A 25,963-nucleotide genomic window follows, 5' to 3' on the forward strand; every position below is an offset into this window, starting at 1 on the left:
AACAAAGGAATACTTTCACAAACGTTTCCTTCTATTTATATAGTGTAACCTCGACAAACTACAGCCATTCCATGTTCGAGTGGCGAATGCTTTGGCTCATTTACACAAGATAAGAAGACATAATTTTATTTACATATTTTTGCGTTTCCTGAAAAGGGGGTACTCCGCCGTATTTATCAACGTTACCTGGTCCAGCATTATAGGCCGCCAATGCTAATTTCACGTTTCCGTTGTATTTATCTAACATTTGTCGAAGATATTTGGCTCCTCCAAACACATTTTGCTTGGAGTCATACGGATCTTCTACACCAAGAGCTTTAGCGGTTGCTGGCATTAGCTGCATAAGCCCAGCCGCTCCTACAGAACTTTTGGCAGATGGATTAAAGTTTGATTCTTGTTTAATAACAGAACGAATAAGTTTAGGATCCAGCTGGTAGCGTGCAGCTGCTTCTGTAATTATCGTTTGTACATCCTGAGAACTGGCCTTTGCCGTTTCATTTTTTTGTGCAGGTAAGGCAGCATTTGAAGCCGCTGCTTTACTTGAGGAAGAAATAGATGGCTCGGACTGCATTTGAACCGCCGTAGATGGAAACATCTGCGCTGCCTTCAAGTAAAGATTGGTACTCATTTGAGGCTCTTGATTGACGTAGTCTTGAAAAAGCTGAGCAAATACAGAGAGTAAAGTTGTACCAAGCATCACGTTAGCTGTTGGCATCTGGTTGTTAACTGAAAATGGCTGAGTTCCAGGAAATTGAACGGAAGACATGTAATTGTTAATATTCATGCTCATGAATTTATTCTCCATCCATTAACGTATACTTTCGCTTGTAAAACCGTCGAATTTTATTTTCCGTTGGTTTCTTTTTAATATCAAGCTCCGTAAGCAATTGCTCAAAATATTTTGCTCCTTCATTGGCATCGGTTACTTCGTATTCAAGTTCATAATCCTCAGCACCTAGATAAAAGCTATGATCGAGTACAAGTAACCCGTTTTTATATGGAATTTCTGCTCGACTTGTACGCAAAGTGCCAAAATAAGTTAGCGCATGGCTATCGACTTGTAAATCAGTAATAAGCTGTTGAATTGTTGACGGAATCTTGGCGCTGCCATCTCGCAATTCTTTAGCTTGTTCATTTGTTAATGCTTCATGTGTTTCTAAAAGACCCTCTTGATGAGGCTGTTTGAGCGTGAGAACGGACTTATCTTTTTTGCTTCTAATTCGCAGGGCAGCCCCGCAGTCTTTTAATGAGAAAGCAGGTGTATCAAAATAGTGGTTTTCTTGAGAAACAAACTGATCTTCAGTTAGTTGAAAGTGTGAGCGGAGACGATCAAACTCTTCTTTCGTTACTATATTTTTAAATTCAATTTCAATTTCTTGTTTCAATGAAATCATCCTTTTAATTTAGGTCTTTTGGTAAGGCACTTTCCATCTTAATTTATCACACTTTTTGAGACAGTAAAACTACATTTCCTAACAGGAATAACCATATGGGGAACTTGGAAAATGAAGAAATACGGATTGTTTAGGTTTTACCTTTATTAAACGTTCCTGGAATGTGTTAAAATAGTAACGAATTGTATAGTTGGAAGGAGTTTATTTATGCACAATCGAATTGACATCACTACCTGTGTGATGAAATCAAATGAATTACATTTAAAAGCAGACCCTATTGAGACGGAAATTGAACAATTGGAAGATACAAAACAAATGCTTGTTGACTCAGATAACATGTCATTTGTATATGTTGTAGATATTAATGATCAATTTATGTATGTTGGCCTTAGTGATAATATTTGGGCAAATTTAAAGCACGTCTTACATAAAGATATGAAAGTATTTTTAGAAATTAATAAGAAAGTAATTGAGCTATCAGCCGTTAAAGAAGAGCTATCTTATCTCATCAGTAACATCGAAGGAAATGTGAATTATGGAGACGAGATGGTAGCAAGAGTAGAGGAAGTTTTTTTAGATAAAGAAAATAAGTAATAGAGAGAAAAAAGGGGGGTGTTATTAATGATCAGGCATTGGGATTTATTTTTAGCACCGTATAAACAAGCCGTTGAAGAACTTAAGGTGAAATTAAAGGGAATTCGTTCACAGTATGATATGAAGTCTACACATTCACCTATTGAATTCGTGACGGGACGAGTAAAGCCTATCGCCAGTATTTTGGATAAAGCGACTCGAAAAGGAATTTCTCTCGATCGCTTAGAGGAAGAGATGCAGGACATTGCGGGACTCCGTATGATGTGTCAATTTACGGACGATATTAAAGCGGTCGTAGAGCTCCTTCGTCAGCGAACAGACTTTGAATTGATTGAAGAAAGAGATTATATTCTTCATAAAAAAGAAAGCGGCTATCGTTCATATCATGTGGTCGTATGTTATCCTGTTCAAACAATTAAAGGTGAAAAGAAAATTTTAGTGGAAATTCAAATTCGTACACTGGCTATGAATTTTTGGGCTACAATTGAGCATTCTTTAAATTATAAGTACAGCGGGAAATTTCCTGAGAATATCAAAAAACGACTTCAGCGTGCTTCTGAAGCGGCTACTCAGCTCGATGAAGAAATGTCTCAAATACGAGGTGAGATTCAAGAAGCTCAGGCTATTTTCTCACGAAAAAAAGAATCGGCGGAAGAATCTTAGGTATGACTCAGCAACAGCTTTGTACATTGGATGGATAGGGGGAGAGAATTAGGTGGAGAAAATAAAATTTGCTATTACATCAAAAGGCAACCAAATATCAAATACGCTTATGCAAAAAATGAAAACGTATTTATTAGATTTTCATTTAGAATATGATGAAAACCAGCCTGATATTGTAGTGTCAGTAGGAGGGGATGGAACGCTTCTCTACGCGTTTCACCGCTATCGAAACCGACTTGACAAGACGGCTTTTATTGGGGTTCATACCGGCCATTTAGGCTTTTACGCAGATTGGACACCTGATGAGATTGAGAAGCTGGTGATTGCTATTGCAAAGACACCCTATCAGACTGTAGAGTATCCACTGCTCGAAGTGATTATTCGCTACACAAACGGTGGACGCGAAGCTCGATACTTAGCTCTGAATGAATGTACGGTAAAAAGTGTAGAAGGTTCTTTAGTAATGGATGTGGAAATTAAAGGGCAGCGATTTGAGACATTCCGAGGAGACGGCCTTTGCGTATCCACTCCCTCGGGAAGTACAGCTTACAACAAATCCCTTGGAGGCGCGATTTTACATCCTTCGCTTCAAGCTATTCAAATTGCTGAAATGGCTTCTATTAACAATCGAGTGTTCCGTACGATAGGTTCTCCATTGGTTCTTCCTGGACATCATACAGCGCTGTTAAAGCCTGTCAACGACGCAGACTTTCAAATTACCATTGATCATTTAACTCTTTTACATAAAGATGTAAAGTCGATTCAATTTCGGGTAGCAAGCGAAAAAATTCGATTTGCTCGCTTTCGTGCGTTTCCTTTCTGGCAGCGTGTCAGAGACTCTTTTGTATGTGATGATTAAAGGCAGGGAAGAGAATGAAACAAGTTTTTACGTTGAGTTGGACCGTAGATAATTCTTTCGAGGGTGTAGCGGTTCGTGAATTTTTAAAAGAACATGATATTTCCAAAGCTTCTCTGACGGACATTAAGTTCAGAGGAGGAGCAATTGAAGTAAATGGAAAGCATGCAACGGTTCGATATATTCTGCAAAAAGGTGACGAAATCAAGGTGGCGTTTCCACCAGAAAAAGCAAGTGAAAGTCTTCTTCCTAGAGCTATACCTTTGGATATTGTATACGAAGATGAGTATATATTAGTTTTGAATAAGCAGCCAAACATGCCAAGTATACCTTCTCGAGAACATTTAACGTGGTCACTAAGTAATGCTGTGCTCTATTATTATGAGGAAAATAACATTAACTCGACTGTTCATCTTGTGAATAGGTTGGACCGAGACACATCTGGGCTGCTTATTGTCGCTAAGCATAGGCACGTTCATTACTTATTCTCTAAAGCACAAAAAGAACATGAAATTAAACGCGTGTACCGAGCTTTTGTTCATGGTAAGCTTGTTGGCAAAGAAACGATAGAGGCACCGATTGGCCGAAAAGAGTCAAGTATCATTGAACGGGAAGTAAGAGAAGATGGGCAGTTTGCTATTACACACTATACGGCGCTTCGTCAGTATTCTTCTTTTACAGAAGTTGCTCTTTCGCTTGAGACGGGGAGAACTCACCAAATTCGTGTTCATATGGCTTATAAAGGATATCCACTGCTTGGAGATACCTTATATGGCGGAACGAATCATCTTATTTCTCGTCAAGCTCTTCACAGCTATGAGCTCACTTTTTTTCATCCTTTTTTACAAAAAACTTTGTCTTTTACAGCACCTTTGCCGCCAGATATGCAGAAACTTCAAATCGTAAAAGAAAGTCGCTTTTTTTAATGAAAAGCGACTTTCTTTTTACACGAAGTGATTAAATTTTTCCTCTACGTAAGGCATAGATGAAGGCACCGATATAATATTCCTTTCAGGATACTGAAACGCCGTTAAAGCCCCTCCAAAAACTGCGCCTGTATCAATATTAATGGTATTATGAATTTTTCTGGCTTTTACTACGGGTGTATGCCCATACACGATAAAAGGTTTTCCATTATAATGTTGGGCCCAATCCCGTCGGACAGGCATGCCGTTTAGATGTTTTTCACCCGTAATGTCTCCGTATAGCACAAAGGTTTTTACTTTTTTATCCGTTCTGCCGATGTATTCAGCTTTAAGACCGGCGTGAGCAATAATTAATTGGTTTTGATCAAGCTGCACATATAGAGGCGATTGCTCATAAAGCTCAATGAACTTTTTCTTAATGAATTTCTGTTCTCTTGAAGGTAAAGCTTCGTACTCAGCAACGGTCGTTTCTAACCCATGAGTAATTTGCACTTTGTTACCGCAAAAGAAGCGATATAGCTTATTGCAGTGATTGCCTGGACAGTAGTAAGCTTGCTGATGCTTTATTACAAGTGACCATACGAGCTCAATCACTTTTAGTGAATGAGGTCCTCGGTCTGTTAAATCACCTACAAATCCAAGGCGCCGTCCGTCAGAGTGGACAGGAATCCCGTCTTGCCACTCATACCCAAGTTTTTCTGTTAACGCTTTTAATTCATCATAGCACCCATGGATATCGCCTATTATATCTACTTTCATCTTTTATCCACATCCTTAAAAGGTTTTTCCTTTGACGATATAAAATTACCCTTATATGGAGCAAACTATGTGTAGAACTTATATATTATTGGGAAAAGAGTAAAGAGCTGTGAGTTGAAAAAAAACAAAATTCATCATAAAGTTAAATGAGTTTTGTGCGACAGGGAGGTTGAAGACATGACAGATTCAATTGAAAAAGAAGAAAAGGCATGGTTCGCCGAACATTTATTATCACTTTTAGAAAAAAATGAAATCGATGCATTTCGTGAAGAATTTTTACATATGCATACGTATGACCAAGCTCAATTTTTTGAAGAATTAGATGAGCGTTCTAGATTTGCGCTGTACGAGATGTTATCTCCGGAAGAAATGGCGGATATCTTTGAAAATGTAGAGATACGAGAAGAAGATTATCAAGAAATTCTCTCAGAGATGCATCCCAATTTTGCAGCAGACATGCTGTCGGAAATGTCGGCGGATGATGCCGTTGACGTATTAAATGAATTGGATAAAGAACAAGTGGCGAGCTATTTAACGATTATGGATGAAGAAGCAGCCGATGAAATTAAAGAGTTGCTTCATTACGAGGAATATACCGCTGGAAGTATTATGACGACTGAGTTTGTGTCCATTCGTGAAAATCAAACCGTACATTCAGCCATGCACATTCTACGCAGGGAAGCTCCAGAAGCGGAAACGATTTACTATGTATTTGTTATTGATGAACAAAAGCATCTAGCAGGTGTTATTTCTCTTCGTGATTTAATTATAGCAGATGAAGATACGATGATAAGCGAAGTTATGAATGAACGAGTCGTATCTGTGTCAGTAGCAGAAGACCAAGAAGAAGTTGCGCGTATTATGCGCGATTACAACTTTCTTGCGCTTCCAGTTGTTGATTTTCAGCAGCATCTTCTCGGGATCATTACGGTTGATGATGTGATGGACGTTCTTGATGAAGAGGCATCGGATGACTATTCTAAATTAGCGGGTATTAGTGATGTAGATGATACGATTGACCACAATCCTTTAGTAGCGGCCAAAAAGAGGCTGCCTTGGCTTATCATTTTGCTGTTTTTAGGAATGATGACAGCGAGTTTAATTGGACGTTTTGAAGATACGTTGAATCAAGTAGCTATTTTAGCTGTATTTATACCTTTGATTGGCGGTATGGCTGGTAATACAGGAACACAGGCACTAGCCGTTGCGGTTCGCGGACTGGCGACGGGAGAAATCGAAGAAGAAAGCAAAATTAAGCTGTTAATCCGAGAAGCAGCTACCGGAATGATTACGGGCGCATCATGCGGACTTTTAGTTGTATTAATTGTTTATATTTGGCAAGGTGATCTTATTTTAGGCGCTTTGGTAGGCGTCTCTGTATTTTCAACATTGATTGTGGCTACACTAGCAGGAGCGTTTATCCCGCTTCTCATGCACAGGTTCAAAATTGACCCTGCAGTCGCATCAGGACCATTTATTACAACGATCAATGATCTTATCAGTATTTTAATTTACTTCGGTCTAGCGACAACATTTATGAGTTATTTAAAATAATGAAAGGACTTTAGAATTCGACATGAGTAATCATGTCGGATTTTCATTATCAGTTCATATAGTTGACAGAGAACCTTCAAGCTTTTATGATTAACCTTTAATTTTGAATACTAACGTCTTCGTTTTATAAATAGCGAAGGTAAAAGGAGGGGAATCTAATGGAACAGCACGCGTCCTTTACATCACTTGTTATCGTCATTAGTTTGGCCTTTTTAACGCCTATACTGTTGCATCGGTTTAAACTCAACATTATACCTGTAGTCGTAGCTGAAATTATTATGGGATTAATTATAGGGAAAAGTGGTTTTGACCTTGTGGAGCAGGATATGTGGCTTGAAACACTTTCCACTCTAGGCTTTATCTTTTTGATGTTTTTAAGTGGTTTAGAAATTGATTTTTCTGCTTTTGCTGGAGGAAATTCAAAAGACAAAAAGGTATCAGGAGCGAAGGTGCCAAATGCTTTTTCCATTTCTATACTAGTGTTTGCAGCTATCTTTGCGGTTTCACTATTTTTGTCCTATGTTTTTGTATGGACAGGTTTTATTGATAACGCCTTTTTGATGACGCTTATTATTTCTACCATTTCACTAGGAGTAGTAGTGCCGACATTAAAAGATGCACAGATTATGAAAAAGCCGATTGGACAAACCATTTTATTGATTGCGGTTATTGCGGACTTAGTCACGATGATTTTACTAGCCGTATTTGCTTCCGTCTATGATAAATCAGGAAATAGCAATACATGGTTGATTTTAATCTTATTTGGAGTAGGAGTGATTTTATACTTCATAGGGAAGCAGTTTAAAAACCGATCGTTTCTTGAGACAATGTCTAAAGGCACAATTCAAATCGACACGCGCGCGGTATTTGCACTCATTATTATTCTGGTGGGTCTTTCGGAGTCAATTGGCGTTGAAAACATTTTAGGCGCTTTTTTAGCGGGATCACTCGTTTCTCTTCTTGCGCCTAACAAAAACTTAGTTCATAAATTAGATTCGTTTGGCTACGGATTTTTAATTCCTATCTTTTTCGTGATGGTAGGAGTGAAGCTTGACGTTTGGTCATTGTTCAGTGATAAAAAAGTGCTGATATTAATGCCTTTATTATTCATTGCACTGTTGATATCCAAGCTAGTCCCAGCGTTAATCTTAAGAAAATGGTATGATATGAAAACCGTTTTGGCATCGGGTTTTCTTTTAACATCGACTTTATCACTCGTTATTGCGGCAGCAACGGTTGGTGAAAATATTGGTGTTATTGATTCACAAATGTCCGGTGCGCTGATTTTGGTGGCGATTATTACATGTATTATTACACCTATTATCTTTAGAAAGCTGTTTCCAAAGCCAGAAATCAGTGACAGAAAGCTGAAGGTTAATATGCTCGGTGCAAATCAATTTACACTCCCGGTTATTCGAGAAATGGATCTTGATTTATATGATGTTACGATTTATCATCCTACTCAGGACAAAATTGAAAACCGTACGTCGGATTCCATTTTTAATATCGTCGACATCGATGGATATAGTAAGGAAACTTTAATACGTATGGGGATTTTAGATGCGGATGTATTAGTTGTAACAACAGGGGAAGAAGAAAGAAATAGCGACATTGCTCTATTTGCAAAAGAATATGGTACAGAACGGGTTATTGCCCGCGTAGAAAGTCCTGTATTAGATGAAAAGATGAAAGAAAATAACATTGAAGTTTTTTCTGTGCTGTTATCTACGACTGCATTGCTAAAAGCTTTAATCGAATCGCCAAATATTTTAAATATCTTAACAAATCAAGAAACAGCACTTTATCAAATCAATATGCGTAACCCTAAATATGAGGGGGTAGAGCTTCGCAAGTTCCCATTTACAGGAGATGTGATTTTTGTTCGAATTTTTAGAGGCAAAGATTCAATTGTACCTCATGGTGATACGGAACTTGAATTTGATGATCGTTTGATTGTAACAGGGTCTCGTTCGTATGTGAATGAATTGCGTATGCTTCTTGAGTATAAAATTAGATGATTAGGTGTGGACTTATCCTTCTACCTTATTGAATCAGTAAAAAGCGCTGCATATGCAGCGCTTTTTTTTGCGTTTCTTTCAATGCGGGAGACAAAAGTATAGTGCTGGTTTTACATCAAAAAAGGCTACTGCAAAAAAATAAACAAGTTTTTCCGTGTGCAAGCATACATTTTTAAAAGAACGATAACAAGCAATTGGAGGTATGCTTCATGACTAACTCAAAATCTAAGTCAGAAGAAAACGAGCCGCTAATGTACATTGTCCAGCCAAACGCTAAGCAAAATCAGCGTTCTATGCAATATTATTTTAGTTCAAAACAGCAAGACAATAAAGGAATAGAGAAAGAGCATGTATTAAAAGAAGAGCCCAGCTTTTCTTCTATTCAAGAAGTTAACGAGCCTGAGGTAGAAAAAGTGGAAGAAATTAAGCAGGAAGAAGATATAGAAATTAAGAAAGAAATTAAGCAGGAAAAAGATATAGGAATTAAGAAGGAAATTAAACAGGAAAAAGATATAGGAATTAAGAAGGGAATTAAACAGGAAAAAGATATAGGAATTAAGAAGGAAATTAAGCAGGAAAAAGATATAGGAATTAAAAAGGAAATTAAGCAGGAAAAAGGTGTAGAACATTCAATTGTTCCTGTGAATATACCGCAATCAGAGACTCAAAAGCCAAATAAAATGTTTCAGTCTATGACGATCAAAGAAAAAATTGAGTTTCTATGCAGTTTTCCAGCTCATATGTCTCAACCTATTTGTGAAATTGTGTGTCAAAATCAAAAATATATAGGAACAATTTTAGAACTTAAAGAAGGAAGTTTGTACGTAAGCATCCCTCCTAATAAAGAGAAGAAAGTGTTGACATTTAATGATATTCAGACCATATCTATCATTAAAATTTAAGTAAGCCTAAAAGCTAACAGTGAAAAAGCACGTTAGCTTTTATTTTCATAAGCTTGGGAATGCACGGAGGAATGAAGATGACATGGATTTATCTAACGTTATTTGTCTTTGCGACGTTTCGGCTCACTCGCCTAATCGTTTTTGATAAAATTACGGCTTTTATTCGTAAACCGTTTCACAAAATTGTAGAAGATCAAGATGAAGAAGGAAATAGGATAACATATTTAGAGATAAAAGGTAAAGGGTTGCGGAGATGGATTGGAGAGCTGCTCAGCTGTTACTGGTGTACGGGCATATGGTGTGCAGTAGGAATTTATTTTAGTTATGTAGCTGTTCCGCACATTGCTATTCCTGTCATTACGATCTTAGCTATTGCGGGATGTGCGGGGATTATAGAATCTTTTATGAAATAAATGGACGAGTTAAAAGACATATTGAACATCAATATGTCTTTTAATAATTAAGGGAAATTTAGCACGACTTTATTTAAAAAAGGAATGCCTTCTTGCCACTCTTCACTATAGAAAAAGCCTTCGAGAATAAATGAGGTCGTATCAGAGGATAGAGGAATAACTACTTGGAAAGAGTCAAATAGTAATTTGTCCTTTGGCTTTAATGATGTTTGCTTAATAGGTTTGATCCAATACTCACCGTCATGTTGAATTTTTTCGTTCCATTTTGGATGAGCGTAGCGCCATTCTAAAGAAGAAGATGGAATACTAGAAGCTTCAATGCTTTTCTCATCAACAATCTTCCCGCTTAATGTGGACGAAGCGACGGGTTTCATCTTTAAACAGAGCACGGGAGAGTGTAAAGTACTGCTCGTTTGATTTTGAATAATTACGTTGCCGAATATCATCAGCTCTCTTTCACTTTGTTCTGGCAGCAGTATAGAATGTTGAAAAAAACAGAGGATATCACTCTTTTCAAACCTTTCTACGGGCTTTTCTACAACCTTTTCGATTATTTTTTCCACGATCTTTTCTTCAATAACCGGCTGTTTTCTTGATGCCTTCTCTCGAAATGCTTCGGCAATAATTTTTTGTTCGGAAAGCTCGTTTCTCAGTAAATCCAGCTCTCTTTCTAACCCTTCAATTTCTACTTCTTTTTCAGATGTAGAAAGCGTCTCAGCGTGTTTTTTCTTCCAAAATGATGTATTTTCTTTTTCTCGCTCTAAAGCTCGTTCATAGCTTTTTAATTGGTTTTGCACGTGCCGAATTTCCGATTTATAGTGAATGAGCTTTTGTTTTAATTGAGTTAAATCATCTTTAGGAGAAGGGGAGTTACGACTCATCTACTAGTCTCCTTTCCTGCTGAGCTATGAACCAGCTTTGTAAAACAGAGCTGCTCACAGCAGTTTTATTTATATGTATGCACAAAGCTTGTAAACGATGAAAAAAGAGGAGAAATATTCTCCTCTGAGGTTATCCAGTTAATCAAAGTCACTTTCAAAGTCACTTTCGAAGTCACTTTCATCAGAATCACGATAAGGTCTTCCAGGGAAGATAGCTTCACACTGAGGTGGATATTCAATCGGTGAGAAACCGCTGCTTGTAGAAATAACTTCGGGGCGAGGATAACAGAAGCTTCCTTCTACTTCAATCTTAACATCTTTTTCAATTTGCACACTTAGACCTAACACAAGGTCGAAGCTTAGCTGCTGTAAGTGAATGTCTGATAATCTAATAGAACCATCAGTTCCTTCAAAAGAATCAAGGTGTACAACAGGTTCTGTTCCTTCAGGTGCGCAAAGATAGAATGTTTGATGTATTTTCCAAGGAATAACACTAGATTCGACATCGCTGTATTTATGATGTCCACCTAAATTAATTAACCTAATTTTATAAAAACCGCTAATTGATAATTTTACTTCATGAAGAATAACAATTTCTCCGTCTGGTAAAATGACCTTCTTAGGTTTGCGACCACCTTGTGGTACAAGCTCAATTACATGATCGAGCGCCTCTTCATCAGAAACGTCTACCGAGTGTCCTTTACTATCAGTTAAAATAACTTCTACTTCTACATCATGGCCTAAATCTTCAAGCGCCTCTTCATCAAATAGTGAAGCGTCATTAGTAAAGATTTGTGGCAAAACTACTTGACGTCTGACCCAATCGTACACTTTAGGTACGCGGATACACAATGCTTCAAAATGTTCTCCCATTTTTAAACCTCCTAATTGTAATTGTCCTTCCTTTACGCTGTTCGTTACTAGGTATCGGACTACTATAGTGTATGAATGACTTACTTTTATGTTCCTTAGTAAAAGCGGAATTTATAGCAATAATTTCTGGATGAAGCGAGCATAAAAAATGAAGGAAATAATAAACTCAATTACAGCATATTCATGTTAGTAAAAAGTGTTATTCATCTTTAATTGATTTTCAGAGGTTTGTGCATTGTTTATAATGAAGGAGTGAGCAGCATGAGTGAGGAAAAAGTGAAACAAAAGATCTCTTCATTAAAGTCAGAGCTGGCTTTTTATAAGGAAGAATATCAAAAGTTCAAGCACCAAGAATTTGAATATGAAGATATGAAAGAAGAGTTAGCTGAATTAAAGGAAAAGCATGAACAAGAAAAAAGAAAGCTGCAAGAAAAAATAGATTGGCTTAAGGCATGTGTCAATGAACAAAAATCAAAAAATGAACAGTCTATTGTGCAGTATGATGATCATGATCATGCACGAGAAACGATTCAGGAGCTAGAGAGCAGGCTGGGAGAAGTAACAGAGCAAGAAAGGGTGGAAGCACCAAGAGCAAGGAAACCAAAAAGCAGCACCGATTTATTTTTGTCTATGCAGCGTAAAATGGACAAATAAGAGAGAACGTCTTTCTTTAGTCCTGAATATAATGTTATAGATAGGATGCTGTGAAAAGGAGGGAAACATGATGTATTATAATTATAATCCTAATCAATACCCTCAGCCACTGCCTTATCATCCACAACCTATGACAAAGCAATCGGTGAAGAAAGATCAGTCTATTTCTAAGCCAGTTCAGTACCCTTCTCCCAAACAAGATGGTTGCGGCTGTGGTTCAAAGTTACCAAAGCGATAAGCTCCAGAAGCATTGTCACCCTGACAATGCTTTTTTACATATAGTGAAGAGAGGTGTAAATATGCCGGATTTTTTTGATGAATTTGAACGGTTTTTTGAACAGCATATGATGAGAGAGCATCAAAACAGAATGAAAGAAGTAGAAAAAGCAGAAAAGCAGATGAATCAGCAAGAGAGGAAGCTGCAGCAAAATGTAAAAAAACTTGATGAGCAGGATGCTGAAGATCCGTTTGGACAATGAAATTTACAGAGAACAGTTGAAAAGCCCATACGAAATCATGTGATTGAACATACAGTATAGAGAGTCAAACATAGGGGGTGTAATATTATGGGCTGTGGATTCGGAGGATACGGCTACGGTGGTTGTGGTTACGGCGGTGGCTATGGCGGTGGTTTTGCGTTAATCGTTGTATTATTCATTCTATTAATTATTGTTGGTTGTGTTTGTTTTTCTAATTAATCCCTTCTATGAATAAGGCATCCAAAAGTGCGGGTGAAGTTTCACTCGTACTTTACTTTTTTATGAGATGTAAGGTCACCATCTAGGCACATGATGCATACGATGAAGTATAAATAAAGGAGGTCATGTAGAATGGATAATAATATGTTTAAAAATATAGAGAAGAAAACAGGCGTTAATATGAAGGATATTTTTGAACTTGCAAATTCTGTACAGAATGCTAATTTTAAAGATGAGCAAACGGTGCGTAACATTGTGAAACGAGTAGCACAAATTGCGAATAAGCCAATTTCAAAACAAAAGGAAGAACAAATTGTTAAGGCGATTGCAAATAATAACCAATCCATTGATTTTGGGACTATCGCTAAAATGCTAAATGAGAAAAAGTAATTTAATGTTTTTATATAAAGCCCTGACACGTCAGGGCTTTTTTCCATTTATGCAATTTCATTTGTTTGAAACGCGTTAGAATCAAGATCAAACAGTTCCGGATGCTGTGCTAAGTAATTAATTTCTTTAATACGATGAGCGATAGGGGGGTGAGTTGAAGTAGCTTGATTCAACCACATAAAAAAACCTTTTTCCTGTGAGTGCGTATGAACAAATTCCTCCTGATTTACTTTTTTATTTAGACAATGACCAACCGCAAGTATAGTGAGTGCTTGAGTGGCAGCTTTTGCATCACCAATCGCAACGGTAGCTATGCGATCACACGTATATTCACAGGCCCTAGAGTAAGCTTTTCCTAAAAAAGGAACCCAAAGAGCAGGTAGAATAAGTGAGTGGTAGAGTGTATGCTTACGTTTGATATGAACTAATTCGTGGCAATAATAAAAGAAAGGTCTTTTTCTTGATTATCTTCAATCATTTCAACAATGTCCGAGTATAAAACGACAAAGTGTCGTCCAAAAAAACGTGTAGCAAACGCGTTTAACAAGCCGCCTGATTGAACAATATAAATATCAGGCAGCTCCAAATCCAGCTCTGAAGATAACTGTTTTGCCTGAAGATAACTGTTTTGCCTGATGATAAGTGTGCGGGAACTGCTTTTCTGTCAATCTAACTCCATTATTGCGAATTTGAGCAATAGAGAAGCCGTGGAGTATAAATGTAATTAAAAAACCAATTACAAGGTAGATAATACCAATGAGTGAAATGATTAAAAAGAAATAGGTTAATAAGCTGATAACCATACACAGAATGAAAAAAATCTTTTCATTTTCATGAATAAGCTTTTTGTTCAATAATGGAGCCCCCTAAAATATAGTAGTACAGTACATAACGTAGTGTAACGCATCTATTTATGAATATCTACCTCTTGGTGGAATATTTGGTTAATAATAGAAGTTTAGACGTAACGAAATCAATCCAATTTAAAGACGAGCCAATTGGGTACATGAGCTTGTGTGAATCATTTGTTACACCGCTGTTGATTTCTGTGCAAGGCTTTGCTTTCCGCTGGAGTCTTCGCCTCACCCTCCAATCAACAGCTAGAAGCAACTAAACATATTAAATCTACATTTATATGACAATAAAAAATACGAACCGTTAATCAATAATTCTGATTAACAGTTCGTACTTCAATTTAACTAAAATACTTTTGTCCCAGCCTCTTTTTCCTTTATACTTTTTTTATAAACGACTTCAGGAATCTTGAAGGATAAGCAGTTTTACCTCTTCTAGTTTGCGGAACAGATAAGTAAAGTGAATTCTGTGCACGCGTCATTGCTACATATAAAAGGCGGCGTTCTTCTTGAAGCGGCACATCATCTCCGCCTCGATAAGCTTCGAGTGCATAATCATGAGGCAATCCGCCATCTACGCTGCTCAGTACGTATACATGCTTATATTCAAGACCCTTTGCTCGGTGAATTGTGGTTAGCTGAATACTTTCATTAAATTGCTTGCTTAAAGCTTTCATCTCTGTGTTCATGGCAATCATATGATCCACATGCTCTAAAAGTTCAGGTACGGTTTTGAATTTACGTGCTACAACTTTTAAATCCCGCACGTCATCCGAACCTTTTTCCATCATATTTCCTTCATTTCCGCGTTTTTTGACAAAATCATCGAATCCCATATCTTTAGAAATCGTCTCAAGTGCCAAAGAAGGAGACATTGATTTTAGCGACTTGAATAAAGGAATTACTTTCTTGAGCTTTTTTTGCTGAAACGGTTTTAAATCTTGAAGATATTCAAGTGCATCAATAAATGTACCATCATGAAGAATACTTGCTGCTTTTAAGTCATTGACTGCTGTTTTCTTTAAAAAGAGTGCGTTTACTAAATCTTGTAGCGAACTTGCGTCATTTGGATTCACGCTCAAGCGTAGAAATGAAAGTAAACTTCGAACCATTCGTCTTTTATAAAACGAATCCGCATCTTGTTCGATTGAAAATGGCAGGTTTGACTGCGATAAACGTTCAAAGATGGCGCGTGAAGAAGCGTGAGTTCGGTACAAGACCGCGAATTCAGTTGGAGAAGCCCCTTGCTTAATCTTTTCTTTCATATCCGTTACAATCATTGTTGCTTCTTCTTCTTCGTCGTATGGAAAGAAGAATGTAGGTGGCAACTCATTATCAAACTGGGCAGCCATTTCTTTTTGTCGTCGCGCTGTATTTCGTGCAATGACTTTATTAGCGGAAGAAACGATGGCGTGAGCTGAACGATAATTTTGGTTTAACGTAATAACAGTTGTATTAGCAAAATCTTTTTCAAAGTTTAAAATGAACGAAGGGTCGCTTCCGCGGAAAGCGTAAATTGATTGATCATCATCTCCTACGACACACAAGTTTTTAGAGTCTTCACTTAGCATTTTCATAATTTTATATTGAACTTTATTGATATCTTGAAATTCGTCAATTAAAAAATAGCGAAACCTTTTTTGATAACGAGTTAGTAAATCGGGATTTTGTTTTAGCATTTCATAACATCCATACAGCATGTCATCAAAATCGAATAGCTGTTTTTGCTTTTTGACTTCTTCATAGCGACGATATAAAAAGTGCACATCTTGTTCCCATTTGTCCTTTGGGCGAACGTCTTTCACGCCAACAAGCGTGTTTTTCCAATAGCCGATTTGCTGAAGTGCCTGATCAAACGGAAAATCTTTTTCATCCACGTGGAGCTCTCTTGCTGCTTCTTTCACAATCTGTTCTTTTTGCCAATCCCATTTTAGCAGGCGGTCCATTTGCCACGCTTGAGGATTATGATGAACAATCATACGTAAGAAAATGCTGTGAAAAGTTCCAACTAGCATTTGACGAAGATGTAAGCCGGACATCTTTGGGTATGTAGCCAATCGTTCTTTCATTTCTTTAGCTGATTTAGCCGTGAAAGTCACCAGCATAATGGATTTTGGATCAATTTGTTTTTCTTGTATCATATATGCGGTGCGAGCTGTTAATACACGCGTTTTTCCGCTGCCTGCACCGGCTAGAATAAGGAGCGGTCCTTCTGAATGTGTAACAGCTTTCCATTGGTTCGAATCTAATTCAATACCGCTCTCTTTGAATTCATTTAAATAAGGAGAGTCAGAGTGTTTAGGAACAGCTGGTTTTAAGCGAAAAGCAGGAACACTTGAAAAAGGTGCGGAAGACCTCCATGTCGCTTTCTCTTTTACAGTTGAACTTTTCTCACCAATAGCCCGTCCTTTAGGAATACGAAATCCATTGGTTTCTCTGTATTCAGCCGGATTTTCTTTTATTTGTTGCACAGCTGTTGTTTCTGATAGTGTGTCTGAACACTCTTCTCTTTCATGGGGAACTTGAGCATGATAAAAGTAAGGAGAATGCTCAATCCCCAGATATAATTTAACTGGTTCTCCGCAGTGAGCACACGTTATTTCTCCTCGAAGACTAGCTTCATATAAATATTGAAATCGGTCTCTAGCCGTTATAGCAAGATTAAGTATCTGATTTTGATAAAGTGCACGTTGCAAAAAACATGGCCTCCTTTTTAAAACATGAATAATCAATAGTAAATAGTAAATAAGAGGGAGTTAAAGCAAGAAGCCGCTCTCGTTCTACATCGATATAGATGTGTGTATACGCACAGTTTTTGTTTTATAGTCAAAGTCTATCATATCAAAATCACCTTTTTTTAAAAAGAGCACGGATATTTTTGGAGGGATAGGATGTAAAAAAGGGTATATATTGAATAAGACCTCGCATATGTTCAAAAAAGGCGGTATAGATACAATGCGTCATCTGTTTTGAACAAGTCTAAAGTAGAGGATTTAAGTGAGCTGTTTCAATTTCGATACTTCTTGAGAAAAATACTGAGGTCTGGGAGTAGAAGGTATCTTGAAAAAGAGGAGGGTTCATATGGGATATATACTGCCCGTCACGCCTTATCAATCTATTCAATATGCAAATCGCCTTCAAAAAAATAATGCTTCTTTTTCAAATCGTATTTGGCCTATTGAGAAAAAAAGCTTTGACGAAGAGTTTGAATCGCGTTCTCACTCACTGGAATTGACGCCAAGTTCAGTACAAAAGCGAAAAAAGCTTCAAGCAGCAGAGCGTGTATACAGCAAGCTGACAAATAAGGGCCTAGTGATTAATACACGGGCATAATAGAAAAAATCGTGAACGCAGCAGAATAAATGCGCTCACGATTTTTTCACAAAGTAATGAACAAGTAAAAAACACCTTAGTAAGATTCAATAAAAAGAGTACTGCCCTGCTGCCATTCAGCATAAAGCACCTGTTTATAATCGGTAAATCCCTGTTTTTTCAACTGTGTCTTTAGCCAGTCTTCATCAAAGCCTGACTGAATCAAGTTTTTCAAAAGCAAACGTCCATCACTGACGAAGGCGATAGATAAAACAGGTTCAGAAGGAGGGAGCTGCAGGTCGCTTCTTGTTGGCTTAGCATAATCAGATTTTGGCAATACGCTTAGTGATCCATCTGTTTCTAAAATCGCATATTCAACTTCACGAATGGAAAATATGTCTTTTGAACGAAGCATATGAAGAAGCTGATCGATATCTAATCGATTTTTGCTAAGTTCTTTGTACGAAATTTTCCCTTTTCGAATAATAATAGATGGCCGTCCTTCTAAAAACAAGCGCAGGCGAATATTTTTTTGAGTAACAACTTCGGTGACATAAATAAGCGCTCCCCAAAAGATAACAGCAAATAAAATTTTGCCTATTCCTACTTCTGAGTCATATAACGCATTTCCTACTAACTCTCCTAATACAAGAGCAGAGATAAAATCAAAAGTGGTAAGCTGAGTGATCGTCGCTCTGCCTAAAAATTTAGTTAAAATAAACAAGCAGATAAATCCGATAAAGAGTTCTAGTGCAATTCCGATAAGTTCATCCATATTTTCACCTAATTCACATGATTAGGTATTAGTATAAGCAAAGCGAAGGTTCTTATCCTTTAAAAAAGCAAAAACACCAGGTTCAATTCCTAGTGTTTTTTACTTAGTTTCTTTACCATCTCTACATGTGGAATTCCAGCATCCATAAACTCACCCGAAACCGTTACGTAGCCTAGCTTTTTATAAAATCCTTCCGCATGCGTTTGAGCATGCAGCTTAATCTTTTCAATCTCATGCTCTGCTGCGAGCTCTTCTAACTTATCCATCAAAAGCTTTCCTACACCGTCTTTTCGATAAGAAGAAAGAACGCAGATTCGTTCGGCTTTTCCATAGTCCTCTACCATACGGAAGCGTCCTGCACCAATTGGTGCAGTTCCTTTGTATACAACTAAATGCAGGGCTTCAGAATCGTATTCATCGATTTCTTGCTCTACATCAACCTGCTGTTCTTCTACAAATACTTTTTGACGTACGAAGTAAGCATCAGAATGATCTTGTTTGTTCGTTAGTACCTTGATGTTCACGTATCTTATCCCTTTCCAAGACGAAATGTTTCAAACACAGTCCATGTTTCATTTTCAAGCTGGTACATTAAATGAAAGCGATCCACTGTTTCTTCATGAGCGACATCCACAAGTTTCAACTGGCTATACACATCTAAGTGCTCATCATCTGAAAGGCGTTGACCAATTGTAATATGTGGAATAAATGAATATTCAGTTGGCTGTTCAAGATTGCCTTCATGAAGTTTATTGTAAAGTGACGTCAGTTCTGGCTTTTGTTCCACTTTTAAGTAAATAACGTTATTGGCTGGTGAAAATGAGCTTACTTTCGTTACATTTAATGTAAATGGATTTGTTTCTTCGGCAATTTTACGCAAGTTAGCCGCAATTTCATCAATTTGGTCTTCTGTAGCTTCAAAGACTTCTTTTAATGTAAGATGAGGCGGAATTAATGAATAGTGAGAATCATAGCGCTTTCGATAAGAATTCGCTACATCTTGCAATTTTTTAGATGGAAAAAGTACAACGCCAAATTTCATAAAAAATCCCTCCAAAGTAAGATCATAAAATATGTATAAAGCGAGCTTATTATAACAAATTTTCAAAAAATATGATATCTTTCTACTTCAACATATATTGAAGCGACCGCTTTACGTCTTTTTGCCAGTATTTCCACGTATGATTTCCATTAAATTCTTCGTAGAAAACAGAATATCCACGCTGCTTCATTTGTTCGTGCAACAGGCGGTTAGGCTCAATAAAATTCAATATACCATCTTGTGTTGTTTTGACAGCCGTTTCTTCAGTTCCAATAACATGATACAAATCCAGAAGTGAAGGAGAAGCAAATGAGTTGACCGTTTGTAATACAGCATCGTTCACGAAAGGAGAATGCATAATTACTTTCCCGAACGTGTGAGGATACGCAATGGCCGTCAGCAGTGAAACTGTAGCAGCAAGCGAATCACCAATTAGAACACGTGATTTTCCCATTTGATATGTAGGATATGTTTTATCCAAAAATGGCACAAGTTCATGTGCTAAAAAGCGAATGTAAGCATCTACTTGATTTCCTTCTGGATGATACTTATCACGTCTGTCTTCCACGCTTTTATATGGAATTCCAACAAAAATAGTACGATCGATTTCCGACTCGTTCATTAAATCATCAATTAAACGAGGTGTCCGTCCGTACATAACATAATCTTTTCCGTCTTGGGCAATAAGTAAGGAATACTTATAGAGCGTAGAATAGTTTGACGGCAAATAGACTAGTAACGTGACATCTTCTTGCAGTGCGTCACTATAAAAAGAAATTTCTTCTAACTTCCGCTTACTTTCTGACATGAATAATCGACTCCTATGCATTTGAATGAAAGCGTTACCTTTATTGTAACACATTTTCTAATAACCGTTCTTTATTTTATTGTAACGAATTTTTTAGCGAATGACGAGAAAGAGGCATGCGTCATTAAAAAAGCGCTTCAGAATCGACTGAAGCGCTTTTGGTTAATCTAATTTTTTCATTTTTTTAAACATAGCTTTTTCCGCTTGGCTGGCTTTTTCTAGCGGCTTCTTCGTATATTCTTCTTCTTTTTCATCAATCGAAACCAATTCTGTGTCATTTTTTACATAACTTCGGATATTGCGAGCACCGAAATAGCCGTTTACATCTTCTAAAATAGGCTTGTTTTCTTTTTGATCATAAAGAGTATATGAATTCTCTTCCTTAACGATAGCGTAGTGATTCCCTGCTAGAAGAGCTACGGCTTCTTTTTCGCTTTTTCCAAAAGTAGACATGAGAAACAGAACGATTAAGACGATAAAGAAAAGGGCTGTTGCGCCAATGAAAAATAATAATAAGCCTCTGCTAAATTTACTTTGTTTTTCTTCCACAGTAGACAAACCTCCTGATTAGATAATTTCATTATAGCAAGTAAATGTAATGAGCGCCTAAAGAGATATGTGACGAGTTTATGAACTCAGGCAGATGAACAAAAAAGGTTTTTAGCGCCTCTCATCGAATTTAGTATAAAGAGAGACAACAACTTGAAAAGGAGAGAGAGACATGACAGCGAAAAAAATCCCAACGAGCAAAGAAGTAGCAAAGGCAACATTTGATTTGCTAGAAGAGCGTGGCGTAACAGTTTTGGATATTGCTGAAATTGTGTATGATTTACAGCTTCCTTATCATCCAGCTCTAACCATTCAGGAATGCGCTGAAAGCGTAGAAAGAGTACTGCAAAAGAGAGAAATTCAGCATGCGCTTCTAGTTGGAATCGAACTTGATAAGTTAGCTGAGCAAAATAAATTATCAGAACCTCTTCAAAGTATTGTAGAACAAGACGAAGGGTTGTTTGGTGTTGACGAAACGATTGCTCTTGGTGCCGTTTTAACCTATGGCAGTATCGCTGTGACGACCTTTGGCTATTTAGATAAAGTAAAAGTAGGCATTATTGAAAAGCTGGACTGTAAAAAAGAAAAAGGAGTTAATACCTTTTTAGATGATTTAGTAGCGAGCGTAGCTTCTAGTGCGGCAAGTCGTTTAGCTCACCGTCAGCGTGATGAACAAGAACAGCTGCAAGAAGGCAATCCGGCTACGTAATAAACTTCTTTTAGTATGTATATAAGCTGCGTAAATTAACGCGTCGAAATGATTTAGTCTTTTATTTGAATAACGGAGACTAGGCACGTATCACCTACGTGTCTAGTCTCCGTTAATAGAACGATTTATGGCTGTAGTGAAGTAGTCATAAGGTAGCTTAAGTTTTTCAGCCCCAGACTTTCATAAAAAGCACGTGCTTTCTCGTTAAATGCCCATACGGTAAGCTGGAGGTCATTTGCTCCTTTTTGTACAGCCCACTGTTTTGTAGCAGAAAAAAGACCTTTTCCGACGCCATAATTTTGAAAGCCTTTCTTAACGCCAAAATATTGGATGTACGCTGTGTAGGAAAGAGGAGCTAATGTGGTGGGAGGGTTATATTTTAATTCAACAACAGACGCCCCAATAATTTGATTTCGATATTGAGCTACAAGAATATCAATGGTTGCATAATAAAGAGTAGCTTGATATTGTTCCGGAGATAAAACAGCCATTTGATTATCAAACATAGAAGGAAGCGCATTTGCGTGGAGTTCTAGTGATTCCCCTAATATTTTATTTACTTCTGTATAATCATCTAGTTTTGCAGTGCGATAGATAATATCCATACACACTTCACCTACTTTTTAAAAGTTGTGCTTTATCATATGTAGTAACTTAGAAAATGTTAAATGAGAATTAAAACCTGAAAATTTTAAGCGAAGAACTGCACTAAACAGAGCATATATTCTATGCTCTGTTTGGTGTTATAGTTGAAGAATATATAAGGGCGAAACATTAAATTCTAGTTTCAGCAATGGCATCGCGTACTTTTTCAAGCGAGTGTTTAGAGGCATCTTTATTCGCAATCATTACATTAACGTACAAAGCATCAATGAGGCTTAGCTGTCCAATTCTCGAGGCAAGAGCTTCAGAGCGATATTCTGTTTCTTCTGAACTCGTATAAAGAGAAACATCGACATTTTGGCTTAATGGAGATTTTGGAAAACCCGTAATGCCGATCGTTTTGGCACCGTTCGCTTTTGCTGTATTTAAAATGTTCATCGTGTCTTTATTTGTTCCAGAATGAGAAATCACTACCGCTACATCCTGTTTTGTTAATTGAGAAGCGGACATAAGCTGGAAGTGGGAATCAATAAATGCAAACGTTTTAATTCCTGTTCGAACAAATTTATGAAAAGCATCCATAGCCACTACGGAAGAACCGCCCGTGCCATAAAACTGAACTTTATCCGCCTTCATAAGAAGTTTAACGGCTTTTTCAATAGCGTTGCTTTCTAGTATTTGTAATGTATTTTCAAGCGTTCGCACATTGGAGCGAAAGATTTTTTCAGCAATCGTTTTTTCATTATCCGTTTCAGCAATTTCCTCGTGAATCTGCTGAATAGGCGTCATAATTTCAGCAGCCAGCGCTATTTTCATCGCTTGATAGCCCTTGAAGCCAATTCGTTTACAAAAGCGAAAGACTGTTGCATCAGCTACATTTAAATCGTCTGCCACTTCGTTAATGGTACTGTGAATAATTTGTTCCGGCTGTTCTAAAATATAATTTGCTATTTTTTTCTCTTTTTCACTGAATCTAGCATAGTGAGAACGAATTTTTCCTAAGCAATTTTGCGTCATAACTGATGTTCCTTTCCACGAATTTAGTAGTAAAAAGAGTATAGCACAAAAATATGAGTGAAAAAAATTTTCTTGTAAACGATTGCAAAATGAAAAATAATTCGTATAATGGAGGTAATGTGAAATTTTTTTTCAAAGGGAGTTTGTAAAATGAAAATTGGATTAATCGGTTTAGGAAAAATGGGATATAATTTATCATTAAATTTAATGGACAACCATCATGAAGTAGTAGCTTATGATGTAAATAAAGAAGCGGTAGAAAAACTTTCAAATGAAGGAGCAACTGGCGCCTTTACTGTTGAAGAGTTAGTCAATGAACTTCCTCTTTCACCTAAAGTTGTATGGATTATGGTTCCGGCTGGAGAAGTAACGGAAAATGTTATTACAGAACTAAAAGAACTTCTGTCAGAAGGAGATATTATAATAGATGGAGGAAACTCTAATTATAAAGAATCTGTTCGACGTGCTCAGGATCTTCAGGAAAAAGGTATTTACTTCTTTGATGTAGGGACAAGCGGCGGAATGGAAGGCGCAAGAAATGGAGCGTGTACAATGATCGGGGGAGATGCGGAAGTATTCCGTACAATTGAACCAATTTTTAATGATATTTGCGTAGAAAATGGATTTATGTACGCAGGTAAAAGCGGAAGCGGTCACTTTTTAAAAATGGTTCACAATGGTGTAGAATATGGAATGATGCAATCCATTGCTGAAGGATTTGAAGTTCTGGAAAAAAGTCAATTTGATTTCGACTATGAAGCCGTAGCACGCGTTTGGAATAACGGATCTGTTGTTCGTTCTTGGTTGATGGAACTAACGGAAAATGCGTTTTCAAAAGATCCTAAACTAGACAGTATTAAAGGAGTCATGCAGTCTTCTGGCGAAGGGAAATGGACCGTAGAGACTGCTCTTGATCTTCAAACGGCAACTCCTGTTATTGCTTTATCGCTAATGATGCGCTATCGTTCATTAGAGGAAGATACATTTACAGGAAAAGTTGTAGCAGCACTTCGAAATGAATTCGGCGGCCACGGTGTTGTAAATAAGTAAAGTAGTAAAGTAGGGGGACAGCAGCATGAGCAAAAAATATGCAATAGGTGTAGATATCGGAACAACGAGTACAAAGTCTGTATTGTTTTCAGTAGACGGTACAGTCATTGCGAATCATGGGATTGAGTATCCATTATACTCGCCGACGCCCGCGATGGCTGAGCAAGATCCTGAAGAAATTTTTCAAGCAGTTGTACGTACAATTCAAACGGTTGTAAAAACGAGCGATGTAAAACCTGAGGATATTTTATGCGTTTCATTCAGCTCAGCTATGCACAGTGTTATTGCCGTTGATCAGCAGGGAAAACCGCTGACAAAATGTATCACGTGGGCGGATAATAGAAGTGCAGAATGGACGGAAAAAATTAAAAATGAATACAATGGTCATGAAATTTATTTGCGTACGGGTACGCCTATTCATCCGATGTCGCCGCTTTCCAAGCTAACATGGCTTTCTAATGAACAGCCTGAATTAGTGAAGGGAACGCATAAGTTTATTTCGATTAAAGAATATGTATTCTTTAAGTTGTTTAACGAATATGTTATCGACTATTCGATTGCATCAGCAACGGGTTTGTTTAATCTGAAAAATCTTGCGTGGGATGAAGAAGCACTTAAAGTAGCAGGTGTTACAACCGATCAGTTATCTACTCCTGTTTCAACAATGCATCAGTTAAAAGGGTTAAACCCAGAGCTTGCAGTTGACATGCATTTACTTCCGGATACGCCCTTTATTGTAGGTGCAAGTGACGGTGTATTATCAAATTTAGGCGTAAATGCAATTGAACCAGGCGTTGTTGCTGTGACAATCGGGACAAGCGGAGCTATTCGAGCAGTGACTGACAAGCCAGTAGTCGATCCTAAAGGTCGTATTTTCTGTTATGCGTTGACAGAAGACCACTGGGTAATTGGCGGCCCAGTAAATAACGGAGGTATGATTTTCAGATGGGCTCGCGATCAGTTTGGAGCGTCTGAAGTAGAAACAGCTAAACGCCTTGGAAAAGATCCGTATGAAGTATTAACGGATATTGCGGCTTTAGTGAAACCGGGAGCGGACGGCTTATTGTTTCATCCATACCTTTCAGGAGAGCGTGCGCCGCTTTGGGATGCAAATGCTAAAGGTTCATTCTTTGGCCTAGGTTTGCATCATAAAAAAGAACATATGATTCGTGCTGTATTAGAAGGCGTTATTTTTAACTTGTATACAGTATTATTGGCACTTGAAGAGTTAATTGGAGAGCCTACAAAAATTCAGGCAACAGGCGGATTTGCACGTTCCGCACTTTGGCGTCAAATGATGGCAGATATCTTTAACCAAGAAGTATCCGTGCCGGAAAGTTTTGAAAGTTCATGTCTAGGAGCAGTTATCCTTGGCTTATATAGCCTTGGCGAAGTTGACTCATTAAACGTTGTTTCTGATATGGTTGGAGCGACTAATCATCATTATCCAATCAAAGAAAACAGTGAAGTATATAAAGAGTTAACGGCTATCTATATTCGTTTGGCTCGCTTATTTAAAGAAGAATACGAAAGCATTACGGCTTTTCAAAAAAAATATGTACATTAAGTTTAAAAATCATCGCTTGAAGTTTTCAAGCGATGATTTTTTGTGTGTTAGGTTATCTAACAACAAAAAGAGTTGACACTACACAATATATAAAAGTTCCCT

34 protein-coding genes are annotated in these 25,963 nt (G+C 37.5%); 18 read left to right on the plus strand and 16 right to left on the minus strand.

The window, feature by feature from the left end:
- Positions 1–100: 100 nt before the first annotated feature.
- A complete protein-coding gene (locus tag MKY06_RS03705; RefSeq protein WP_013055434.1) occupies positions 101–790 on the minus strand; it encodes a lytic transglycosylase domain-containing protein in 690 nt (229 codons plus the stop codon).
- A 4-nt stretch (positions 791–794) separates the two neighbouring features.
- Complete coding sequence (locus MKY06_RS03710) at positions 795–1,385, minus strand: CYTH domain-containing protein (protein ID WP_029324774.1); 591 nt, start codon at positions 1,383–1,385, stop codon at positions 795–797.
- A 216-nt stretch (positions 1,386–1,601) separates the two neighbouring features.
- Here MKY06_RS03710 and MKY06_RS03715 point away from each other — a divergent pair, with 216 nt between their 5' ends.
- From MKY06_RS03715 to MKY06_RS03730, 4 genes are all read left to right on the plus strand, one after another.
- Positions 1,602–1,988, plus strand: a complete 387-nt coding sequence (locus MKY06_RS03715) for a UPF0738 family protein (RefSeq protein ID WP_013055436.1) — start codon at positions 1,602–1,604, stop codon at positions 1,986–1,988.
- Positions 1,989–2,015: 27 nt separating this feature from the next.
- A complete protein-coding gene (locus tag MKY06_RS03720) occupies positions 2,016–2,651 on the plus strand; it encodes a GTP pyrophosphokinase (RefSeq protein WP_014461566.1) in 636 nt (211 codons plus the stop codon).
- Between the two features lie 61 nt (positions 2,652–2,712).
- A complete protein-coding gene (locus MKY06_RS03725; RefSeq protein WP_025749877.1) occupies positions 2,713–3,510 on the plus strand; it encodes an NAD kinase in 798 nt (265 codons plus the stop codon).
- A 14-nt stretch (positions 3,511–3,524) separates the two neighbouring features.
- Positions 3,525–4,433: an RluA family pseudouridine synthase gene (locus tag MKY06_RS03730; RefSeq protein WP_013055439.1), complete on the plus strand. Its 909-nt coding sequence runs from the start codon at positions 3,525–3,527 to the stop codon at positions 4,431–4,433.
- An 18-nt stretch (positions 4,434–4,451) separates the two neighbouring features.
- Here the strand turns inward: MKY06_RS03730 and prpE are convergent, their stop codons facing one another.
- Positions 4,452–5,192, minus strand: a complete 741-nt coding sequence (gene prpE, locus MKY06_RS03735) for a bis(5'-nucleosyl)-tetraphosphatase PrpE (RefSeq protein WP_025749875.1) — start codon at positions 5,190–5,192, stop codon at positions 4,452–4,454.
- Between the two features lie 177 nt (positions 5,193–5,369).
- On the opposite strand from prpE, the gene mgtE reads away from it, so the two are divergent.
- The 4 genes from mgtE to MKY06_RS03755 all read left to right on the plus strand — a co-directional run bounded on the left by mgtE (position 5,370) and on the right by MKY06_RS03755 (position 10,079).
- Entirely contained in the window at positions 5,370–6,746 is a 1,377-nt protein-coding gene (gene mgtE / locus MKY06_RS03740; protein WP_029324775.1) for a magnesium transporter, read from the plus strand.
- 158 nt (positions 6,747–6,904) lie between these two features.
- Positions 6,905–8,764, plus strand: a complete 1,860-nt coding sequence (locus MKY06_RS03745) for a monovalent cation:proton antiporter family protein (RefSeq protein ID WP_013055442.1) — start codon at positions 6,905–6,907, stop codon at positions 8,762–8,764.
- Between the two features lie 209 nt (positions 8,765–8,973).
- Entirely contained in the window at positions 8,974–9,666 is a 693-nt protein-coding gene (locus MKY06_RS03750) for a CotO family spore coat protein (protein ID WP_029324777.1), read from the plus strand.
- A 77-nt stretch (positions 9,667–9,743) separates the two neighbouring features.
- A complete protein-coding gene (locus MKY06_RS03755) occupies positions 9,744–10,079 on the plus strand; it encodes a DUF1360 domain-containing protein (RefSeq protein WP_013055444.1) in 336 nt (111 codons plus the stop codon).
- 47 nt (positions 10,080–10,126) lie between these two features.
- On the opposite strand, the gene MKY06_RS03760 is transcribed toward MKY06_RS03755, so the two are convergent.
- Positions 10,127–10,960, minus strand: a complete 834-nt coding sequence (locus MKY06_RS03760) for a hypothetical protein (protein WP_013055445.1) — start codon at positions 10,958–10,960, stop codon at positions 10,127–10,129.
- A 138-nt stretch (positions 10,961–11,098) separates the two neighbouring features.
- The gene (locus MKY06_RS03765) at positions 11,099–11,833 is read right to left on the minus strand and encodes a hypothetical protein (protein WP_013055446.1); all 735 of its coding nucleotides are present in this window, start codon (positions 11,831–11,833) and stop codon (positions 11,099–11,101) included.
- 261 nt (positions 11,834–12,094) lie between these two features.
- Between MKY06_RS03765 and MKY06_RS03770 the strand changes: the two genes are divergently transcribed.
- The 5 genes from MKY06_RS03770 to MKY06_RS03790 all read left to right on the plus strand — a co-directional run bounded on the left by MKY06_RS03770 (position 12,095) and on the right by MKY06_RS03790 (position 13,575).
- Positions 12,095–12,487 (plus strand): hypothetical protein, encoded by a 393-nt coding sequence (locus MKY06_RS03770; RefSeq protein ID WP_029324779.1) that lies wholly within the window; start codon positions 12,095–12,097, stop codon positions 12,485–12,487.
- 67 nt (positions 12,488–12,554) lie between these two features.
- Complete coding sequence (locus tag MKY06_RS03775) at positions 12,555–12,725, plus strand: hypothetical protein (RefSeq protein WP_171843210.1); 171 nt, start codon at positions 12,555–12,557, stop codon at positions 12,723–12,725.
- A gap of 61 nt (positions 12,726–12,786) precedes the next feature.
- Complete coding sequence (locus MKY06_RS03780; RefSeq protein WP_029324780.1) at positions 12,787–12,966, plus strand: hypothetical protein; 180 nt, start codon at positions 12,787–12,789, stop codon at positions 12,964–12,966.
- An 87-nt stretch (positions 12,967–13,053) separates the two neighbouring features.
- Positions 13,054–13,185 carry a YjcZ family sporulation protein gene (locus tag MKY06_RS03785; protein WP_098239230.1) on the plus strand — a complete coding sequence of 44 codons (132 nt, stop codon included), beginning with the start codon at positions 13,054–13,056 and terminating at the stop codon, positions 13,183–13,185.
- 132 nt (positions 13,186–13,317) lie between these two features.
- On the plus strand, positions 13,318–13,575 hold the full coding sequence (locus tag MKY06_RS03790) for a stage VI sporulation protein F (RefSeq protein ID WP_097813390.1): 258 nt from the start codon (positions 13,318–13,320) through the stop codon (positions 13,573–13,575).
- A 47-nt stretch (positions 13,576–13,622) separates the two neighbouring features.
- Here the strand turns inward: MKY06_RS03790 and MKY06_RS03795 are convergent, their stop codons facing one another.
- From MKY06_RS03795 to MKY06_RS03805, 3 genes are read right to left on the minus strand one after another with little or no spacing between them, the layout of a single operon-like run.
- Positions 13,623–13,994: a M48 family metalloprotease gene (locus MKY06_RS03795; protein ID WP_306471709.1), complete on the minus strand. Its 372-nt coding sequence runs from the start codon at positions 13,992–13,994 to the stop codon at positions 13,623–13,625.
- Positions 13,995–13,999: 5 nt separating this feature from the next.
- Positions 14,000–14,161 (minus strand): hypothetical protein, encoded by a 162-nt coding sequence (locus MKY06_RS03800; RefSeq protein WP_335550459.1) that lies wholly within the window; start codon positions 14,159–14,161, stop codon positions 14,000–14,002.
- Positions 14,148–14,429 (minus strand): hypothetical protein, encoded by a 282-nt coding sequence (locus MKY06_RS03805; protein ID WP_340960251.1) that lies wholly within the window; start codon positions 14,427–14,429, stop codon positions 14,148–14,150. Before MKY06_RS03805 ends, MKY06_RS03800 begins: the two co-directional genes overlap by 14 nt.
- An 86-nt stretch (positions 14,430–14,515) precedes the next feature.
- On the opposite strand from MKY06_RS03805, the gene MKY06_RS03810 reads away from it, so the two are divergent.
- The gene (locus MKY06_RS03810; protein WP_155727962.1) at positions 14,516–14,689 is read left to right on the plus strand and encodes a hypothetical protein; all 174 of its coding nucleotides are present in this window, start codon (positions 14,516–14,518) and stop codon (positions 14,687–14,689) included.
- Between the two features lie 117 nt (positions 14,690–14,806).
- On the opposite strand, the gene MKY06_RS03815 is transcribed toward MKY06_RS03810, so the two are convergent.
- A complete protein-coding gene (locus tag MKY06_RS03815; protein WP_078081471.1) occupies positions 14,807–17,125 on the minus strand; it encodes an ATP-dependent helicase in 2,319 nt (772 codons plus the stop codon).
- A gap of 385 nt (positions 17,126–17,510) precedes the next feature.
- Between MKY06_RS03815 and MKY06_RS03820 the strand changes: the two genes are divergently transcribed.
- Positions 17,511–17,762, plus strand: coding sequence for a hypothetical protein (locus tag MKY06_RS03820; RefSeq protein WP_029324782.1), 252 nt, complete (start codon positions 17,511–17,513; stop codon positions 17,760–17,762).
- Positions 17,763–17,838: 76 nt separating this feature from the next.
- Here the strand turns inward: MKY06_RS03820 and MKY06_RS03825 are convergent, their stop codons facing one another.
- The 5 genes from MKY06_RS03825 to MKY06_RS03845 form a co-directional block, all read right to left on the minus strand.
- Positions 17,839–18,516 carry a DUF421 domain-containing protein gene (locus MKY06_RS03825; protein WP_029324783.1) on the minus strand — a complete coding sequence of 226 codons (678 nt, stop codon included), beginning with the start codon at positions 18,514–18,516 and terminating at the stop codon, positions 17,839–17,841.
- A gap of 89 nt (positions 18,517–18,605) precedes the next feature.
- Positions 18,606–19,040, minus strand: a complete 435-nt coding sequence (locus MKY06_RS03830) for a GNAT family N-acetyltransferase (RefSeq protein ID WP_013055454.1) — start codon at positions 19,038–19,040, stop codon at positions 18,606–18,608.
- 5 nt (positions 19,041–19,045) lie between these two features.
- Positions 19,046–19,558 carry a YjcG family protein gene (locus MKY06_RS03835; protein WP_013055455.1) on the minus strand — a complete coding sequence of 171 codons (513 nt, stop codon included), beginning with the start codon at positions 19,556–19,558 and terminating at the stop codon, positions 19,046–19,048.
- 82 nt (positions 19,559–19,640) lie between these two features.
- Positions 19,641–20,366, minus strand: coding sequence for an alpha/beta hydrolase (locus MKY06_RS03840; protein ID WP_013055456.1), 726 nt, complete (start codon positions 20,364–20,366; stop codon positions 19,641–19,643).
- 162 nt (positions 20,367–20,528) lie between these two features.
- Entirely contained in the window at positions 20,529–20,915 is a 387-nt protein-coding gene (locus tag MKY06_RS03845) for a hypothetical protein (protein WP_029324785.1), read from the minus strand.
- A 172-nt stretch (positions 20,916–21,087) separates the two neighbouring features.
- Between MKY06_RS03845 and MKY06_RS03850 the strand changes: the two genes are divergently transcribed.
- The gene (locus MKY06_RS03850) at positions 21,088–21,624 is read left to right on the plus strand and encodes a phosphatidylglycerophosphatase A family protein (RefSeq protein WP_013055458.1); all 537 of its coding nucleotides are present in this window, start codon (positions 21,088–21,090) and stop codon (positions 21,622–21,624) included.
- 125 nt (positions 21,625–21,749) lie between these two features.
- Here MKY06_RS03850 and MKY06_RS03855 read toward each other — a convergent pair whose 3' ends face one another.
- The gene (locus MKY06_RS03855; protein WP_013055459.1) at positions 21,750–22,229 is read right to left on the minus strand and encodes a GNAT family N-acetyltransferase; all 480 of its coding nucleotides are present in this window, start codon (positions 22,227–22,229) and stop codon (positions 21,750–21,752) included.
- Positions 22,230–22,398: 169 nt separating this feature from the next.
- Positions 22,399–23,244 carry a MurR/RpiR family transcriptional regulator gene (locus MKY06_RS03860; protein ID WP_013055460.1) on the minus strand — a complete coding sequence of 282 codons (846 nt, stop codon included), beginning with the start codon at positions 23,242–23,244 and terminating at the stop codon, positions 22,399–22,401.
- A gap of 150 nt (positions 23,245–23,394) precedes the next feature.
- Between MKY06_RS03860 and gnd the strand changes: the two genes are divergently transcribed.
- Positions 23,395–24,294, plus strand: a complete 900-nt coding sequence (gene gnd, locus MKY06_RS03865; protein WP_013055461.1) for a phosphogluconate dehydrogenase (NAD(+)-dependent, decarboxylating) — start codon at positions 23,395–23,397, stop codon at positions 24,292–24,294.
- Positions 24,295–24,319: 25 nt separating this feature from the next.
- Positions 24,320–25,861, plus strand: coding sequence for a gluconokinase (gene gntK / locus MKY06_RS03870; protein ID WP_013055462.1), 1,542 nt, complete (start codon positions 24,320–24,322; stop codon positions 25,859–25,861).
- Positions 25,862–25,963: the final 102 nt, after the last annotated feature.

It is taken from the genome of Priestia sp. FSL P4-0332 (genome assembly GCF_038005845.1).
In the GTDB taxonomy this organism is placed as follows: Bacteria; Bacillota; Bacilli; order Bacillales; family Bacillaceae_H; genus Priestia.

What these genes read in the sequence shown, in the direction of transcription:
- MKY06_RS03855 (WP_013055459.1), bottom strand. Translation starts at nt 22,229, where the DNA reads ATGGATATTATCTATCGCACTGCAAAACTAGATGATTATACAGAAGTA.
- MKY06_RS03790 (WP_097813390.1), top strand. Translation starts at nt 13,318, where the DNA reads ATGGATAATAATATGTTTAAAAATATAGAGAAGAAAACAGGCGTTAAT.
- MKY06_RS03705 (WP_013055434.1), bottom strand. Translation starts at nt 790, where the DNA reads ATGAGCATGAATATTAACAATTACATGTCTTCCGTTCAATTTCCTGGA.
- MKY06_RS03720 (WP_014461566.1), top strand. Translation starts at nt 2,016, where the DNA reads ATGATCAGGCATTGGGATTTATTTTTAGCACCGTATAAACAAGCCGTT.
- MKY06_RS03825 (WP_029324783.1), bottom strand. Translation starts at nt 18,516, where the DNA reads ATGGATGAACTTATCGGAATTGCACTAGAACTCTTTATCGGATTTATC.
- mgtE (WP_029324775.1), top strand. Translation starts at nt 5,370, where the DNA reads ATGACAGATTCAATTGAAAAAGAAGAAAAGGCATGGTTCGCCGAACAT.
- MKY06_RS03745 (WP_013055442.1), top strand. Translation starts at nt 6,905, where the DNA reads ATGGAACAGCACGCGTCCTTTACATCACTTGTTATCGTCATTAGTTTG.
- MKY06_RS03765 (WP_013055446.1), bottom strand. Translation starts at nt 11,833, where the DNA reads ATGGGAGAACATTTTGAAGCATTGTGTATCCGCGTACCTAAAGTGTAC.
- gntK (WP_013055462.1), top strand. Translation starts at nt 24,320, where the DNA reads ATGAGCAAAAAATATGCAATAGGTGTAGATATCGGAACAACGAGTACA.
- MKY06_RS03785 (WP_098239230.1), top strand. Translation starts at nt 13,054, where the DNA reads ATGGGCTGTGGATTCGGAGGATACGGCTACGGTGGTTGTGGTTACGGC.
- MKY06_RS03715 (WP_013055436.1), top strand. Translation starts at nt 1,602, where the DNA reads ATGCACAATCGAATTGACATCACTACCTGTGTGATGAAATCAAATGAA.
- MKY06_RS03770 (WP_029324779.1), top strand. Translation starts at nt 12,095, where the DNA reads ATGAGTGAGGAAAAAGTGAAACAAAAGATCTCTTCATTAAAGTCAGAG.
- MKY06_RS03760 (WP_013055445.1), bottom strand. Translation starts at nt 10,960, where the DNA reads ATGAGTCGTAACTCCCCTTCTCCTAAAGATGATTTAACTCAATTAAAA.
- prpE (WP_025749875.1), bottom strand. Translation starts at nt 5,192, where the DNA reads ATGAAAGTAGATATAATAGGCGATATCCATGGGTGCTATGATGAATTA.
- MKY06_RS03750 (WP_029324777.1), top strand. Translation starts at nt 8,974, where the DNA reads ATGACTAACTCAAAATCTAAGTCAGAAGAAAACGAGCCGCTAATGTAC.
- MKY06_RS03850 (WP_013055458.1), top strand. Translation starts at nt 21,088, where the DNA reads ATGACAGCGAAAAAAATCCCAACGAGCAAAGAAGTAGCAAAGGCAACA.
- MKY06_RS03860 (WP_013055460.1), bottom strand. Translation starts at nt 23,244, where the DNA reads ATGACGCAAAATTGCTTAGGAAAAATTCGTTCTCACTATGCTAGATTC.
- MKY06_RS03755 (WP_013055444.1), top strand. Translation starts at nt 9,744, where the DNA reads ATGACATGGATTTATCTAACGTTATTTGTCTTTGCGACGTTTCGGCTC.
- MKY06_RS03840 (WP_013055456.1), bottom strand. Translation starts at nt 20,366, where the DNA reads ATGTCAGAAAGTAAGCGGAAGTTAGAAGAAATTTCTTTTTATAGTGAC.
- gnd (WP_013055461.1), top strand. Translation starts at nt 23,395, where the DNA reads ATGAAAATTGGATTAATCGGTTTAGGAAAAATGGGATATAATTTATCA.
- MKY06_RS03730 (WP_013055439.1), top strand. Translation starts at nt 3,525, where the DNA reads ATGAAACAAGTTTTTACGTTGAGTTGGACCGTAGATAATTCTTTCGAG.
- MKY06_RS03780 (WP_029324780.1), top strand. Translation starts at nt 12,787, where the DNA reads ATGCCGGATTTTTTTGATGAATTTGAACGGTTTTTTGAACAGCATATG.
- MKY06_RS03820 (WP_029324782.1), top strand. Translation starts at nt 17,511, where the DNA reads ATGGGATATATACTGCCCGTCACGCCTTATCAATCTATTCAATATGCA.
- MKY06_RS03775 (WP_171843210.1), top strand. Translation starts at nt 12,555, where the DNA reads ATGATGTATTATAATTATAATCCTAATCAATACCCTCAGCCACTGCCT.
- MKY06_RS03835 (WP_013055455.1), bottom strand. Translation starts at nt 19,558, where the DNA reads ATGAAATTTGGCGTTGTACTTTTTCCATCTAAAAAATTGCAAGATGTA.